The organism is Escherichia sp. MOD1-EC7011 (assembly GCF_002965005.1).
Taxonomy (GTDB): domain Bacteria; phylum Pseudomonadota; class Gammaproteobacteria; order Enterobacterales; family Enterobacteriaceae; genus Escherichia; species Escherichia ruysiae.
Genome location: NZ_PTRD01000036.1, coordinates 1 through 14,995, shown reverse-complemented (window position 1 = coordinate 14,995; position 14,995 = coordinate 1). Strand labels below are relative to the sequence as shown.

Genomic DNA, 14,995 nt, shown 5'->3' with positions numbered 1-14,995 from the left:
TCCGTGATTCCTGTCACGAAACGGTAGCTATTATCGCAGAAATAGCATTTTAGGTGTGGAAAATGTTCTTAAAAGGTTAAAACTTGGTTTATATGGCGAGAATGTTGCGAGTGTAATCGCATTCCTGAGTGAAATTGATGCAAATTCAACGAGTAAAGTATCGATTCACCACGCTAACTTTTTTTGATTACTTTCTGAGAAAAACAAATTAGTCCAGCCTGGATGCGATAATTACCTCTCCTTTTGATTCTGGATAACCAACATGGAAAACGTTGAGCTTTCACCCGCAACACGCAGGGGAATGGTTGTTACCGGATTACTCCAGGGATTAGTTTGCTACCTGCTGATCTCCTGGCTCGCTGGTAAAAATAACAGTTGGATAGTTTATGGCGTACCTGCGACCGTGGCGCTTTCATCCGTTTTGTTATTTTCTGTAGTGTCCTTCAAACAGAAGCGACTTTGGGGATGGCTGGCGATAGTGTTGATTGCCACTCTTGGGATGAGCGGCTGGCTGAAGTGGCAAATTGATGGCATGAGTCCCTGGAGAGCGGAAAAGGCGCTTTGGGATTTTGGGTGTTATCTGCTGCTGATGGGAATGATGTTGCTGCCGTGGATACAACAGAGTCTGCGTGAGCGTAATGACAGTACCCGCTATAGCTATTTTTACCAGTCGGTATGGCATAACGTACTTATATTATTGGTGATTTTTATCACCAATGGCCTGACGTGGCTGGTGCTTTTACTGTGGAGTGAGTTATTTAAACTCGTTGGCATCACGTTTTTCAAAACGCTCTTTTTTGCAACCGACTGGTTTATTTACCTTACGTCAGGTCTGGTTACCGCACTGGCGGTGATCCTCGCGCGGACACAGTTGCGTTTAATCGACTCCATTCAAAAGCTGTTCACGTTAATCGCCACGGGGTTGCTGCCGTTAGTATCATTGCTAACCCTGATGTTTATTATCACCCTGCCGTTTGCGGGCCTGAACGCGATTTCTCGCCACATTTCCGCTGCCGGGTTGCTTTTGACGCTGACCTTTTTGCAATTGCTCTTAATGTCCATTGTCGGCGATCCGCAAAAAGCGTCACTTCCCTGGACGGAGCCGTTGCGTTGCCTGATTCAAACCGCTCTGCTGGTCGCCCCATTGTATGTGTTCGTCGCCGCCTGGGCGTTATGGCTGCGGGTCGCGCAGTACGGCTGGACTGCCGAACGCTTGCATGGCGTGTTGGCTGTGGCGGTGTTACTGGTTTGGTCTCTGGGATATTTTGTCAGTATTGTCTGGCGTAAAGGGCAAAATCCCCTTGTTCTTCAGGGCAAAGTGAACCTTGCGGTTTCGTTATTGGTGCTGGTGATACTGGTGCTTCTTAATTCGCCGGTACTGGACAGTATGCGCATTAGCGTGAACAGTCATATGGCACGTTATCAGAGCGGCAAAAACACGCCAGACCAGGTAAGTATCTACATGCTCGAACAGAGCGGTCGCTATGGCCGTGCGGCGCTTGAGTCGCTGAAAAGCGATGCCGCGTATATGAAAGACCCGAAACGCAGACGGGATCTGCTGATGGCGTTTGATGGGAAGCAACATCTTCAGCAGCAGGTATCGGAAAAAGAATTAGCCGATAACGTGTTAATTGCCCCTGGTTCTGGCAAACCGGATGCGACATTCTGGTCGGCCTTAATCAAAGAACGCTATAACGTGATGACCTGTATTGAAAAGGATGCCTGCGTACTGGTCGAGAGAGATCTAAATAGTGATGGTCAGACGGAGCGGCTCCTGTTTGCCTTTAATGATGAAAGAGTCATCGTCTATGGCATTGACCCCACCGGGAAAGAATGGCAAGAGCTCACGATGAGTTTACTTCCGCGCGAAATAACGAAAGAGAAATTACTCACTGCCGCGAAGGAAAGAAAACTGGGAACGAAGCCTAAAACGTGGCGCAATCTTACGGTGGATGGTGAAACGCTGGAGGTGAATCTGAATGAGTGACAACACGCATCTGATTTTTGTCAGATGCGGCGCCTTAGCTGACCCACAATAACTTGCGATTTATACCGTAGGCCTGATAAACGCAGCGCATCAGGCAATTTCGTCATGAAATCCGGCAGAGTTATCTCTGCCGGAAAAACTAATTAATGAACCTGCGGATCTGCCGGTGACGCGTTGTTGCGGATCTCGGCAATATCCATCGCATTGAACAGATAGTGGTTACCGCAGTAATCACAATGCATGTCAATTTCGCCGTCTTCCGCCAGGATGCTATCCACTTCTTCATCCGGCAGCGTTTTCAGCGCATCGGCGCAACGTTCACGTGAGCAGGTGCATTTGAACTCCACATCCTGCGGATCGTAAACCGTCACCTCTTCTTCGTGGTACAAACGCCACAACACTTCATTTGCCGGCAAAGTCAGCAACTCTTCGGTTTTGATGGTTTCGGTTAGCGTCGCCAGGTGGTCGAAGTCGTCCTGCTGGGCATTTTGCGCAGGCATTACCTGTAACAACATACCGCCAGCGGCGGGCTTACCATCTACGTTGCCGGTGCGAATAAACAGGCGCGTCGGAAGCTGTTCAGAACGCATAAAGTAATCTTCCAGGCAGGCCGCCAGGGTATCACCTTCCAGACCAACCACGCCCTGATAGCGTTCGCCTTCGCTCGGGGTAATGGTGATCACCACATAACCATTACCGACCAGCGTTTTCAGGTCGGCATTTTCCGGAATTTCGCCCTGTACGCGCGCCACGCCGCGCATCTGCTGGTTGTTGTTACCGTTGATAACCGCCAGATTCATCGGACCGTCGCCTTGCAGCTGTACGGTGATATCACCATCAAACTTCAGCGTAGCGGTTAACAGGCTGGTCGCAACCAGCAGTTCTGCCAGCACGTTTTTAACGGGCTGCGGATAATCGTGATTCTCAAGGATCTGTTGCAGGGTTTCCGAAACGGTTACCAGTTCGCCGCGCACGGCAAAGTTTTCAAACAGATAGCGATGTAATTGGTCATGTTGCGGCATAATCATCTCTCTTGCAGGTGACAGTTATTCACTGTCGCCGTGTTTAAATCGTAACAGGTCGCGGCGCTCTTTTTTGTCCGGGCGTCGATCCGGGTGCGGCATGGTTAAGGCATTAAGTTTACGTGCCAGCGCCATTTTTTCGCGTTTCTCTACACTTTCCGCAGTCTCTTCATACAGCAAGACTGCCTCGCTGGCGGGGCGACGCTGTTCAGTAATCGCCTTTACAATCACCGTTCGTTCGTCATTTCCCTGGCGCAGAGTGAGCGTGGCATTCAGTTCGACGACTTTACTCGGCTTGCTGCGCTGCCCGTTGTAATGCACCTTACCGCCTTCGATCATTTCACGAGCCAGCGCGCGGGTTTTGTAAAAACGGGCGGCCCATAGCCATTTATCCAGTCGAACCTCAACAGCAGGTTTTTCTTTCATGGCGTCTCCTTCACATTAGCGAGGGGATCAGGCGGCGGTAGTCATTCAGTGACGGATGGCGCTGATACTGTTTCTCGGCAATCCCTGAGTCAGGATTAGTCACACCGAGGCAGTAACGAATACCAAATTGCGCGGCAGCATCGAGAATTGCTTCGCTGTCATCAATAAACAGCGTTCTTTCAGCTTTCAGACCCGTAGCTTCGGCCACCGCATGCCATAACCGCTGATCCTCTTTCGGATAACCAAATGTGTGGGTGGAAAGTAATAAATCAAGGTGTGCGTCAAGACCGGTATGCTCAAGTTTTACCGCCAGGTTGTGCGGATGTGCGTTGGTGAGCAAAATTCGCTGCTTACCGCTGGCTTTAAGTGCCTCAAGAAACGGAATAGTATCTTCACGCAGTACGGCGCGCGGTCCCATCTCGGTGGTCATCGCACAGATATCCAGACCCAGTTGTTCACTCCAGTAATCAAGACAGTACCAGTTTAGCGTATGCTGCACGTCGTGATATTGCTGGCGCATATATTCCATCGCTTCCTGTGGCGTGACCCCGTTTTTCGCGCCCCAGGTTTCAGGCACCAGCTTTTGCCAGAAATAGTTATCGAAGGCGAGGTCGAGCAACGTGCCGTCCATATCCAGCAGAACGGTATCTACGTCCTGCCAGGCAATGTTGATATGCATGAGGGAAATCTCCAGAGTGAAGCCATTTGCGCGACAGGGTAGCATAACCTGCCGCGCAAACGTGTTATTCGATAAGGCTTTCTGAAGGGGTGATCAGTTGTGGATTCAGGCAGCTTTCATAATAGGCCTGAATTTCCATCATGCGAGTACGATGACGGTGATAACGACGCCAGGCCTGTACGCCATTATAGATGGCACTGCCCAGCATCGTCAGCAACAGCAATGTCGTGCCCAGATAGCGCCACAGGCCGGAGCGATCCGGGATGGGGTGCAAGCCGATATGCTGCGTGCCGTTGGCATCGGTAAAAATATTGGTGACGATGCCTTCAGCGTTAAACGGTGTATGCATCAGCATTTGCGCCAGTTTCTGGAAAGCGTTCCACTGTTCTTGCGGCGGATAGTCGTAAAGTGATGCCGAAGGCCAGGGCTGATCAACAAAATCGCTGCCTTCGTCGCTGACAATCAGGAATCCTCCCGGTGCCGGGCTATTCAGTGATTGCGCGGCTCGCGCCGTTTCATGAGTAATGAATGGTGCTGTGGAGGTTTCCACCAGGTTATCGAGTGATTCCGCGCTCACCGGGCGGAGTAATACATTCACGCCGTCGAGTTTTCCAGCGTTAGCGCGTTTTACCAGTGCGTCCCAGTCCTTACTGTTGCCGAGATTCACCAGCGCATTTTTCAACCGAACACAATCATCTTTGGCAGCACAGAGATCGGCGGTTTTCAGCACGATGTCGCCAAAGTCATCGAGCAGTACCATGCCGGATTTCTGAATTGCTGAACGCAATGTGGCGCTGACGCGAGATTCATCATCCGGTTTCGGGTGCAACTGGCGGTTTACTGCCTCGGTCAGTGCCGTGGCCTTGTTGACCAGTTCAGATTCCGGTAATGGCAATGAACGGGCGTCATTCCAGATGATCTGCGAGCAGTCAAATGGCAAAAACGGTGAATTGGTTTTCGCGCTCCAGGTGCCAGAAGTGCGGATATTACACATCCCTGTACCGCTAAGACGTAAGGTATCGCCTACACGTACTCCGGCATCTGCCAGTTGTTTAACGCTGGTGGCTTCAATGGTCTGCGCGCCTTTCATCCACGAGAGGGTGAATTTCAGCGGCATATCCAGCGGAACCCAGAACAGCAGCATAAACAGCACCAGCAGAGAACCCGCCGCGATAATCGTACTGCGTAGCCAGTGTTGCAGCGGGAAGTTTTTCACTTCGTCATGCAGTGAAAGATAGCGTCCCTGACGTACCACGTGCCGATCAAGATAGATATCGATATCCGTTTGCTGCCCCAGATCCTGCGCAATATAAGGCTGCCAGTGCGCGGGATAGACCAGGTCGATAATACCGAGCGAAATATTGTTGATCTGTTCCTGATCGTTTTCGCCAAACAATCCCCAACGACGCGGCGTACCACGCAGACAGTGGATCTCCCGCAAGGATGATTTTGCCGGTGGCGCAAATAGCCCCCACAGACCTGCGCCCAACAGCAGTAACGCGCCGCCAGCCAGCCACGGGACAAATACATCCGGAGTAATCAGGCAGAAAAAGAACATCAGGAAGGAGGCGACAATCAGCAACGCTTCACGCAGCCCACGTGGGCGACTAAGCGCATACTCTTCGTGTGTTTCTTTGCGAATATTGAGCAGTTCGATTTGTTCGCTTTCTTCGCCGCGAATCGACGCCTGCGTTGACGGAACAGGCTGCAACGCATAGCCACGAGTTTCCTGAATGTACTCTTGCAGCGTATGACCGTTGAGAGAAATAACCAGCGGCAGCGAATCGGTATGGATCAGTTCAACGCTATTTTCATCGTTGATGTACTGCTCCCAGAACGGGGGCAGGTGGACTTCCACCGAATCGAGATAATAACGCCATTTGTTAGGATCGTCGGTTGAAATGCCATAACGCGTGATGGCATGTGTCAGCATCATGACGTTGTTGCTTTCCGCGTTCAGCGTCAGTGATACGGGGGCCGTGCTGGCGCCCGTCGGACCAGGAACCTGCAAAACCTGCGTCAGGCTGTCGAGATAATTTTCAACGGCGTTACGTTCTTCAGGCATGAGTTTGCGCGTTTGCGCATCAGCGAAGGCGTTAGTCCAGGGCAGTTGACGCCGTCTGGAGCGCACTTTTATCAGCCATCCCGCAAGTAGTGAGCAGGCCAGCAAAGCAGCTATAAAAATTACAATGGTGCTCATGCTTTCCCCATCTTACTTAATTTGTCAGGTGTGATTAGTCGCATCCTGGACACAATATAGGATCCTGCGGTTGGCTATCGGCAAGCGTGGAGTTGAACTTGAGCATCATTAAGCGCATCCCAGTAACCGGTGATCATAGCAAACCCTCTGAGGGCGGAATATCAGCAAATTCCTGGAGTTATTTCAACCTATTGACTTTTAATTTGATTTGAGAATGATTATTTATTAAGTTGCGTAAATGTAAATAACATGCAATTCACATTGCCGAATGCGTGTCCGATATCGCACAATAACTGCTGATTTCACAGCATAGATTCTACGATGAGCAAATCATTACAAAAACCCACCATTCTGAATGTTGAAACTGTAGCCCGTTCCCGATTGTTTACCATCGAAAGCGTGGATCTGGAGTTCAGCAACGGCGTGCGGCGTGTTTATGAACGAATGCGTCCAACCAACCGGGAAGCCGTGATGATTGTGCCGATTGTGGACGATCACCTGATTTTGATCCGCGAATACGCGGTGGGAACTGAATCCTACGAATTAGGTTTTTCGAAAGGATTAATTGATCCCGGTGAAAGTGTTTATGAAGCAGCAAACCGCGAACTCAAAGAAGAAGTGGGATTTGGCGCAAGGGATCTGACTTTTTTGAAGAAACTCAGCATGGCACCGTCTTACTTTTCCAGCAAAATGAATATCGTGGTGGCGCAAGATCTTTACCCTGAATCGCTGGAAGGCGATGAACCAGAGCCACTACCTCAGGTGCGCTGGCCACTGACGCATATGATGGATTTGCTCGAAGATCCTGACTTCAATGAAGCGCGTAATGTCAGCGCGTTGTTTCTGGTGCGCGAGTGGTTGAAGGGGCAGGGGCGGTTGTAAATACGTGGAGCTTGCCTGATGCGCTACGCTTATCAGGCCTACGTGGTTCCTGCAATGTATTGAGTTTCGACGATTTTGTTGGCTGGATAAGGCGTTCACGCCGCATCCAGCATGAACAACGCGCACTTTGTCTGCAAACTGAAAAGGCGCCGAAGCGCCTTTTTAATCAGAACAATTCCTGAGCCTCACCATTATCGATGATGGTTGTCCCTACCTCGCGTACCGCTTGCTGTGTAGGCTGCGTACCTTCGATGAAATACTCTTCGCGGCTGTTACCACCGTTGGCCAGTTGCCCGGTGCTGCGATCGATATTCACCGTCACAATACCCGGCGGCGGCGTCAGCGGTTGTTCCGGTACACCTTCCAGCACGGCTTTCATATAAGCATCCCAGGCTGGCTGGGCGCTCTTTGCACCACCTTCATAACCGGAGATCTGATCTTTTATCGCCCCGGAAGCCGTAGTGTGACCGAGATTACGGCGGTGATCATCAAAGCCAATCCATACCGAGGTCACAACGCCCGGACCGTAACCCGAAAACCACGCATCTTTCGAACTGTTGGTCGTCCCGGTTTTCCCGCCGATATCATGACGTTGCAAATCACGACCTGCGCGCCAGCCAGTGCCCTGCCAGCCAGGTTCACCAAAGATATTGGTGTTCAGGGCGCTCTTAATCAGGAACGCCAGCGGTGTGCTGATGACGTGTGGTGCGTATTCTGGCGCACCAGTCTTCGCCACTAATGCCTGATTAGCCTGCTCCAGTTGTGGCATTGGCACAGAAACATTCTGCTGTTCGCGAGAGATAGCCACGTCTTCAACGTCGCTGTTTTCCAGCACGTTTGATTTTTGCGTATCACCGTAAATCACCGGAATATCACATTCCGGGCAGGCTACTTTCGGTTTCGCTTCGAAAATCACGCCGCCCTGGTCGTTTTCAATTTTGCTGATAAACCAGGGGTCGACCAGGAATCCACCATTAGCCATTACTGCGTACCCGCGCGCCACCTGTAACGGCGTGAAGGAAGCGGAACCCAGTGCCAGCGATTCAGTGTGGACAATGTTTTGTGCCGGGAAGCCGAAGCGTTGCAAATACTCTGCGGCATAGTCCACGCCCATTGCTCGCATTGCGCGTACCATTACCACGTTTTTCGACTGGCCCAACCCCTGACGTAAACGGATTGGACCGGCGTACTGCGGCGGTGAGTTTTTCGGCTGCCAGTCAGAACCCGCGCCTGCGTCCCAGCGGGAAATTGGCACATCGTTCAGCATACTTGCCAGCGTCAGACCTTTATCCATCGCTGCGGTGTAGAGGAACGGCTTGATATTCGAACCCACCTGACGCAGTGCCTGGGTGGCGCGGTTAAACTTGCTCTGATTGAAATCAAAACCACCGACCAGCGCCATAACTGCGCCGTTTTGCGGATTGATCGATACCAGCGCCGAGTTCACTTCCGGCACCTGTGCCAGCCACCAGGCATCGCCCACCTGGCGAACCCAGATTTGCTGACCTGTTTGCACAACATCAGTCACTTTACGCGGCGTCGGTCCCTGCTGTGTATCGGAGCGATAAGGCCGTGCCCAGCGAATCCCTTCCATACGCAGCGTCACAGATGTTCCGTCCGCCAGCATTGCTGTTGCTTCCTGCGGGTTGGCGCGGGTGACTGCGGCAGGTAGCAGCGGACCATAGGTCGGCAGCGCCTTCAGCGTATCGGTAATCTTTTTGTCATCCCACGCTGATTCACCTACTTTCCACAGCACATTGGCCGGGCCGCGATAGCCGTGACGCATGTCGTAGTCCAGTACGTTATTACGCACGGCTTGCTGTGCGGCCTGCTGCACTTTGCGGGTAATGGTAGTGTAAATGCGATAGCCGTCTTCATAAGCGTTTTCGCCGTAACGGTTATACATCTCCTGACGTACCATTTCGGTGAGATACGGCGCTGAGAAGGCGATCTCCGGTGCGTGATAGTTGGCGTTAATCGCTTCGGTGCGTGTCTCATCGAGCTGCTGTTGGGTGATATACCCTTCGTCCAGCATTCGCGACAGCACGACGTTACGCCGCGCGACGGCTCGATCCATTGAATAGAGCGGGTTGAAGGTGGAAGGGGCTTTAGGCAGCCCGGCAATCACCGCCATTTCGTTCAGTGTCAATTGGTCGACGGTTTTACCGAAATAGACTTGTGCCGCAGCACCGACACCATAGGCGCGGTAACCGAGATAAATCTTGTTCAGATAAAGCTCGAGGATCTCGTCTTTCGTCAGCAACTGTTCAATACGAATCGCGAGGAAGACTTCCTTAATTTTACGCATTAGCGTGCGTTCTGGACTCAGGAAGAAGTTTCTCGCCAGTTGTTGGGTGATGGTGCTCGCCCCTTGCGATGCGTGACCGGAGAACAGCGCCACGCTTGCCGCACGGAAGATCCCCACTGGGTCAACGCCGTGATGCTCGTAGAAGCGGCTGTCTTCCGTCGCAATAAAGGCTTTCACCATCTCCGGCGGGATTTGATCCAATGTAACCGGAATACGACGTTTTTCACCGTATTGAGCAATCAGCTCGCCATCGGCGCTGTAAATCTGCATCGGAATTTGCAGGCGAACATCTTTTAATGTCGCCACATCCGGCAGTTGTGGCTCGATGTAGCGGTAGAGGCCATAAATCGAGCCTGCTCCCAGCAGAATGCAACAGACTGCAAGGATCAATAAATACTTTACGAACTTCACTGGAAATTTCCCATTTAGTTTCATTTGGGCAGTTTATAAACAAACGCGCGGTAGTATAAAGGCAAGCCAGACGCATTGATATACCCGTCAGAGTGACGGGGGATAAGGAGATCATCACAATGGCATTTAAGACCTGGCAAATTGGTTTGCATTTACAACAGCAAGAAGCGGTGGCGGTTGCTATCGTGCGTGGCGCGAAAGAATGCTTTTTGCAACGCTGGTGGCGTTTGCCGCTGGCGACCGACATTATCAAAGATGGGCGCATTATTGACGCGGAACGGCTGACTAAAACGTTGTTACCGTGGAGTCGTGAACTGCCACACCGTCATCACATTATGTTGGCATTTCCCGCTAGCCGAACGTTACAAAGGGCATTTCCGCGTCCGGCAATGTCCCTGGGCGAACGGGAGCAAATGGCCTGGTTGACAGGTACGATGGCTCGCGAGCTGGATATGGAACCGGACTCCCTGCGCTTTGATTACAGCGAAGATTCGCTAAGTCCCGCTTATAACGTGACCGCCGCGCAAAGCAAAGAGCTGGCAACGCTGCTTAGCCTGGCAGAAAGATTGCGTATTCACGTTAGTGCGATTACCCCAGACGCCTGCGCTTTGCAGCGATTCCTGCCTTTTTTACCTTCTCATCAGCAATGTCTGGCCTGGCGTGATAACGAACAGTGGTTATGGGCGACGCGTTATAGCTGGGGACGCAAACTGGCGGTGGGGATGACAAGCGCGAATGAACTGGCCGCGACGTTAGCCATTAATTCTGAAAGTCTCGCGATATGCGGCGAAGGCGGATTTGACCCCTGGAATGCGGTTTCTGTGCGTCAGCCGCCACTACCGCCACCAGGTGGAAACTTTGCTATCGCGCTGGGGCTGGCGCTTGGGGAGGGGTACTGATGAATCCGCCAATCAATTTTTTGCCCTGGCGAGAGCAACGCCGGACGGCCTTTCTTCGCTTCTGGTTGCTGATGTTCGTTGCTCCTCTGCTGCTGGCTGTCGGGATAACGCTCATGCTGCGTCTGACAAGCAACGCCGAAGCACGCGTAAACACCGTTTTGCTTCAGGCGGAACAACAACTCGCCCACAGCTTACAGATAACGAAACCACGTTTGCTGGAGCAACAGCAGTTACGCGAACAGCGTTTGCAACGGCAGCGCCAGCGAGAATTTACCCGCGACTGGCAATCTGCGCTGGAAGCACTGGCGGCGCTTTTACCCGAACATGCCTGGCTGACAACGATACGCTGGCAGCAGGGAACGCTGGAGGTAAAGGGACTTGCGACGAACATTACTGTGTTAAACGCACTGGAAAAAGCACTCCGCCAGGATACTTCTTTTCAACTCAACCAGCGTGGAGCCACGCAGCAAGATGCACAAGGACGCTGGCAATTTGAGTATCAGTTAACAAGGACGGTTAGCGATGAACACTCTCTTTGACTGGTGGTTCGCGACATCACTCCGTATCCGCCAGTTTTGCTGGGCAGTCTGGTTGCTGATGTTAGTTACGCTCATTTTTCTTTCCTCGGCACACCAGGAAGAGAGTGACGCATTAATTCGACTGCGGGCAAGTCATCACCAGCAATGGACTGCACTTTATCGCCTGGTAGACACCACTCCCATCAGCGAAGAAAAAACGCTGTCCTTTTCGCCACTGGATTTTCAGTTGCCCGGCGCGCAACTGCTTTACTGGCATCCATCCGCTCAGGGAGGCGAGTTGGCGTTGAAAACGTTCTGGGAAGCGGTGCCGTCGGCATTTACAGGGCTGGCAGAGCGCAACGTCAGCGTGAGCCGTTTTTCATTAAGCGTGGAAGGTGATGATCTTTTGTTCACGCTACAACTGGAGATGCCGCATGAGGGTTAAACGCGGGTTGTTGGCAGGTATTGCCTTGTGCCTTTTAACCGGTATGCGTGCCCCTTTTAAGCCGCCGGAAGATCTATGCCGGATTAGCGAACTTACCCAGTGGCGTTATCAGGGGATGGTAGGGCGAGGCGAGCGCGTTATTGGCGTAATAAAAGATGGGCAAAAAAAATGGCGACGGGTGGAGCAAAACGATGTGCTGGAGAATGGCTGGACAATTTTACAACTGACGCCAGAAACATTAACGCTGGGAACTGGAAAAAACTGCGAACCGCCACAGTGGTTGTGGCAACGGCAAGGAGATAAAAATGAAGCAATGGATAGCCGCACTACTGTTGATGATGATACCCAGCGTACAGGCGGCAAAGTCGCAAAAAGTGACGCTGATGGTGGATGACGTTCCGGTGGCTCAGGTGTTACAGGCGCTGGCTGAACAGGAGAAGTTAAACCTGGTGGTTTCGCCAGATGTCAATGGTACGGTGTCGTTACATCTCACTGACGTTCCCTGGAAACAGGCACTACAAACCGTAGTGAAAAGCGCCGGGCTGATAACGCGCCAGGAAGGCAACATTCTTTCAGTGCATTCCGTTGCCTGGCAGAATGACAATATCGCCCGTCAGGAGGCTGAACAGGCGCGGGTGCAGGCAAATCTGCCGCTGGAAAATCGCAATATTACTCTGCAATACGCCGACGCCGGAGAGCTGGCGAAAGCAGGAGAAAAGCTACTTAGCGCCAAAGGCAGCATGACTGTCGATAAACGTACTAATCGCCTTTTGCTGCGTGATAACAAAACGGCGTTAAGCGCACTGGAACAGTGGGTAGCGCAAATGGATTTGCCGGTCGGGCAGGTTGAATTGTCGGCGCACATTGTCACCATTAATGAAAAAAGTCTGCGCGAGTTAGGCGTGAAATGGACGCTGGCCGATGCGCAACAAACCGGCGGCGTTGGGCAAGTGACCACGCTCGGCGGCGATCTCTCTGTGGCAACGGCAACGACGCATATCGGTTTTAACATTGGGCGCATTAACGGGCGTTTACTGGATCTGGAGCTTTCCGCGCTCGAACAAAAACAGCAACTGGATATTATCGCCAGCCCGCGTCTGCTGGCCTCACATCTCCAGCCTGCCAGCATTAAACAGGGAAGCGAGATCCCGTATCAGGTTTCCAGTGGTGAAAGCGGCGCGACGTCGGTGGAATTTAAAGAGGCCGTACTGGGAATGGAAGTCACGCCCACGGTGTTACAAAAAGGTCGCATCCGACTGAAATTACACATCAGCCAGAACGTTCCGGGACAGGTGCTACAACAAGCTGATGGCGAAGTGCTGGCGATTGATAAGCAGGAGATCGAAACGCAGGTTGAAGTAAAAAGCGGAGAAACGCTGGCACTGGGTGGTATTTTTACCCGTAAAAATAAATCGGGTCAGGATAGCGTACCGCTGTTGGGCGACATCCCCTGGTTCGGGCAATTATTTCGTCATGACGGAAAAGAAGATGAACGACGCGAGTTAGTGGTATTTATCACGCCACGGTTGGTTTCCAGTGAGTAAACTGCCGCAAAAACGGCGATGTTTTCATGCTGAACATGTTTCATCTATTTGACGTGCGCAGGTATTTAGCATACAAGGAGTACCGATTTGAGAGTCGGTGCTCTTTGTTACCTGCGTTTTATGATGGTGATTTATCTTTCACGCGGCATTTTGCTGTCTTTTTTACGCTAATCTTACCCGGTGATTTATCGCCAGAGCGGTGATAGCAAGGCAGTGCACCTGCAGCGACCAGATATGCAGAGGGATGGGCAATTTATTCAGTTGCCAAACCCGCTGGAGTATTGAGATAATTTTCAGTCTGACTCTCGCAATATTTTATGAGGTTTCAGTTCATGTCCTGCGGCGCTCTCTGAGCGAAGCGGGTTTATCATTAACGAATAGTCTTAGTAGTACCGAAAAAATGGCAGAGAAACGCAATATCTTTCTGGTTGGGCCTATGGGTGCCGGAAAAAGCACTATTGGGCGCCAGTTAGCTCAACAACTCAATATGGAATTTTACGATTCCGATCAAGAGATTGAGAAACGAACCGGAGCTGATGTGGGCTGGGTTTTCGATTTAGAAGGCGAAGAAGGCTTCCGCGATCGCGAAGAAAAGGTCATCAATGAGTTGACCGAGAAACAGGGTATTGTGCTGGCTACTGGCGGCGGCTCTGTGAAATCCCGCGAAACGCGTAACCGTCTTTCCGCACGTGGCGTTGTCGTTTATCTTGAAACGACCATCGAAAAGCAACTTGCGCGCACGCAGCGTGATAAAAAACGCCCGTTGCTGCACGTTGAAACACCGCCGCGTGAAGTTCTGGAAGCATTGGCTAATGAACGCAATCCGCTGTATGAAGAGATTGCCGACGTGACCATTCGTACTGATGATCAAAGCGCCAAAGTGGTCGCAAACCAGATTATTCACATGCTGGAAAGCAACTAATTCTGGCTTTATATACACTCGTCTGCGGGTACAGTAATTAAGGTGGATGTCGCGTTATGGAGAGGATAGTCGTCACTCTCGGGGAACGTAGTTACCCAATTACCATCGCATCTGGTTTGTTTAACGAACCAGCTTCATTCTTACCGCTGAAATCGGGTGAGCAGGTGATGTTGGTCACCAACGAAACCCTGGCTCCTCTGTATCTCGATAAGGTTCGCAGCGTACTTGAACAGGCGGGTGTTAACGTCGATAGCGTTATCCTCCCTGACGGCGAGCAGTATAAAAGCCTGGCAGTACTCGACACCGTTTTTACGGCGTTGTTGCAAAAACCGCACGGTCGCGATACGACGCTGGTGGCGCTTGGCGGCGGCGTAGTAGGCGATCTTACCGGTTTTGCAGCGGCGAGCTATCAGCGCGGCGTTCGCTTCATTCAAGTCCCGACGACATTGCTGTCGCAGGTGGACTCTTCCGTTGGCGGAAAAACCGCAGTCAACCATCCCCTCGGTAAAAATATGATTGGCGCTTTTTATCAGCCAGCATCAGTGGTGGTGGATCTCGACTGTCTGAAAACGCTTCCTCCGAGAGAGTTAGCTTCGGGGCTGGCGGAAGTCATCAAATACGGCATTATTCTTGACGGTGAGTTTTTCAACTGGCTGGAAGATAATCTGGATGCGCTGCTCAATCTGGATGGTCCGGCAATGGCGTACTGTATTCGTCGTTGCTGTGAGCTGAAAGCAGAAGTTGTCGCTGGC

The 14,995-nt window shown here is 51.7% G+C and carries 14 protein-coding genes; 9 read left to right on the top strand and 5 right to left on the bottom strand.

Features of this window, described 5'->3' with window-relative positions; translation table 11 throughout:
• The first annotated feature begins 262 nt into the window (after positions 1 to 262).
• Positions 263 to 1,987, top strand: a complete 1,725-nt coding sequence (locus tag A7098_RS17660) for a DUF4153 domain-containing protein (protein WP_105281185.1) — start codon at positions 263 to 265, stop codon at positions 1,985 to 1,987.
• Between the two features lie 143 nt (positions 1,988 to 2,130).
• Here the strand turns inward: A7098_RS17660 and hslO are convergent, their stop codons facing one another.
• From hslO to igaA, 4 genes are all read right to left on the bottom strand, one after another.
• A complete protein-coding gene (gene hslO, locus A7098_RS17655) occupies positions 2,131 to 3,009 on the bottom strand; it encodes an Hsp33 family molecular chaperone HslO (protein ID WP_024165248.1) in 879 nt (292 codons plus the stop codon).
• A gap of 24 nt (positions 3,010 to 3,033) precedes the next feature.
• Positions 3,034 to 3,435, bottom strand: a complete 402-nt coding sequence (gene hslR, locus A7098_RS17650; RefSeq protein ID WP_000660493.1) for a ribosome-associated heat shock protein Hsp15 — start codon at positions 3,433 to 3,435, stop codon at positions 3,034 to 3,036.
• Positions 3,436 to 3,445: 10 nt separating this feature from the next.
• Positions 3,446 to 4,114 carry a GMP/IMP nucleotidase gene (gene yrfG, locus A7098_RS17645; protein ID WP_001295168.1) on the bottom strand — a complete coding sequence of 223 codons (669 nt, stop codon included), beginning with the start codon at positions 4,112 to 4,114 and terminating at the stop codon, positions 3,446 to 3,448.
• Between the two features lie 64 nt (positions 4,115 to 4,178).
• Entirely contained in the window at positions 4,179 to 6,314 is a 2,136-nt protein-coding gene (gene igaA, locus A7098_RS17640) for an intracellular growth attenuator protein IgaA (RefSeq protein ID WP_000104495.1), read from the bottom strand.
• A 321-nt stretch (positions 6,315 to 6,635) separates the two neighbouring features.
• On the opposite strand from igaA, the gene nudE reads away from it, so the two are divergent.
• Positions 6,636 to 7,196 (top strand): ADP compounds hydrolase NudE, encoded by a 561-nt coding sequence (gene nudE, locus A7098_RS17635; protein WP_000045734.1) that lies wholly within the window; start codon positions 6,636 to 6,638, stop codon positions 7,194 to 7,196.
• 166 nt (positions 7,197 to 7,362) lie between these two features.
• Here nudE and mrcA read toward each other — a convergent pair whose 3' ends face one another.
• Positions 7,363 to 9,915: a peptidoglycan glycosyltransferase/peptidoglycan DD-transpeptidase MrcA gene (gene mrcA, locus A7098_RS17630; protein ID WP_016159535.1), complete on the bottom strand. Its 2,553-nt coding sequence runs from the start codon at positions 9,913 to 9,915 to the stop codon at positions 7,363 to 7,365.
• A 119-nt stretch (positions 9,916 to 10,034) separates the two neighbouring features.
• Between mrcA and hofM the strand changes: the two genes are divergently transcribed.
• The 7 genes from hofM to A7098_RS17595 all read left to right on the top strand — a co-directional run.
• A complete protein-coding gene (gene hofM / locus A7098_RS17625) occupies positions 10,035 to 10,814 on the top strand; it encodes a DNA utilization protein HofM (protein WP_105281184.1) in 780 nt (259 codons plus the stop codon).
• On the top strand, positions 10,814 to 11,353 hold the full coding sequence (locus A7098_RS17620; RefSeq protein ID WP_105281183.1) for a PilN domain-containing protein: 540 nt from the start codon (positions 10,814 to 10,816) through the stop codon (positions 11,351 to 11,353). Before hofM ends, A7098_RS17620 begins: the two co-directional genes overlap by 1 nt.
• The gene (gene hofO, locus A7098_RS17615) at positions 11,337 to 11,777 is read left to right on the top strand and encodes a DNA utilization protein HofO (RefSeq protein WP_105281182.1); all 441 of its coding nucleotides are present in this window, start codon (positions 11,337 to 11,339) and stop codon (positions 11,775 to 11,777) included. Before A7098_RS17620 ends, hofO begins: the two co-directional genes overlap by 17 nt.
• A complete protein-coding gene (locus tag A7098_RS17610; protein ID WP_105281181.1) occupies positions 11,767 to 12,171 on the top strand; it encodes a DUF2531 family protein in 405 nt (134 codons plus the stop codon). Before hofO ends, A7098_RS17610 begins: the two co-directional genes overlap by 11 nt.
• Positions 12,083 to 13,321 carry a DNA uptake porin HofQ gene (hofQ, locus tag A7098_RS17605; protein ID WP_105281180.1) on the top strand — a complete coding sequence of 413 codons (1,239 nt, stop codon included), beginning with the start codon at positions 12,083 to 12,085 and terminating at the stop codon, positions 13,319 to 13,321. Before A7098_RS17610 ends, hofQ begins: the two co-directional genes overlap by 89 nt.
• A gap of 400 nt (positions 13,322 to 13,721) precedes the next feature.
• Positions 13,722 to 14,243 carry a shikimate kinase AroK gene (gene aroK / locus A7098_RS17600; RefSeq protein ID WP_000818618.1) on the top strand — a complete coding sequence of 174 codons (522 nt, stop codon included), beginning with the start codon at positions 13,722 to 13,724 and terminating at the stop codon, positions 14,241 to 14,243.
• Between the two features lie 56 nt (positions 14,244 to 14,299).
• On the top strand, positions 14,300 to 14,995 hold a 696-nt coding region (locus A7098_RS17595), incomplete at its 3' end, for a 3-dehydroquinate synthase (RefSeq protein WP_105281179.1).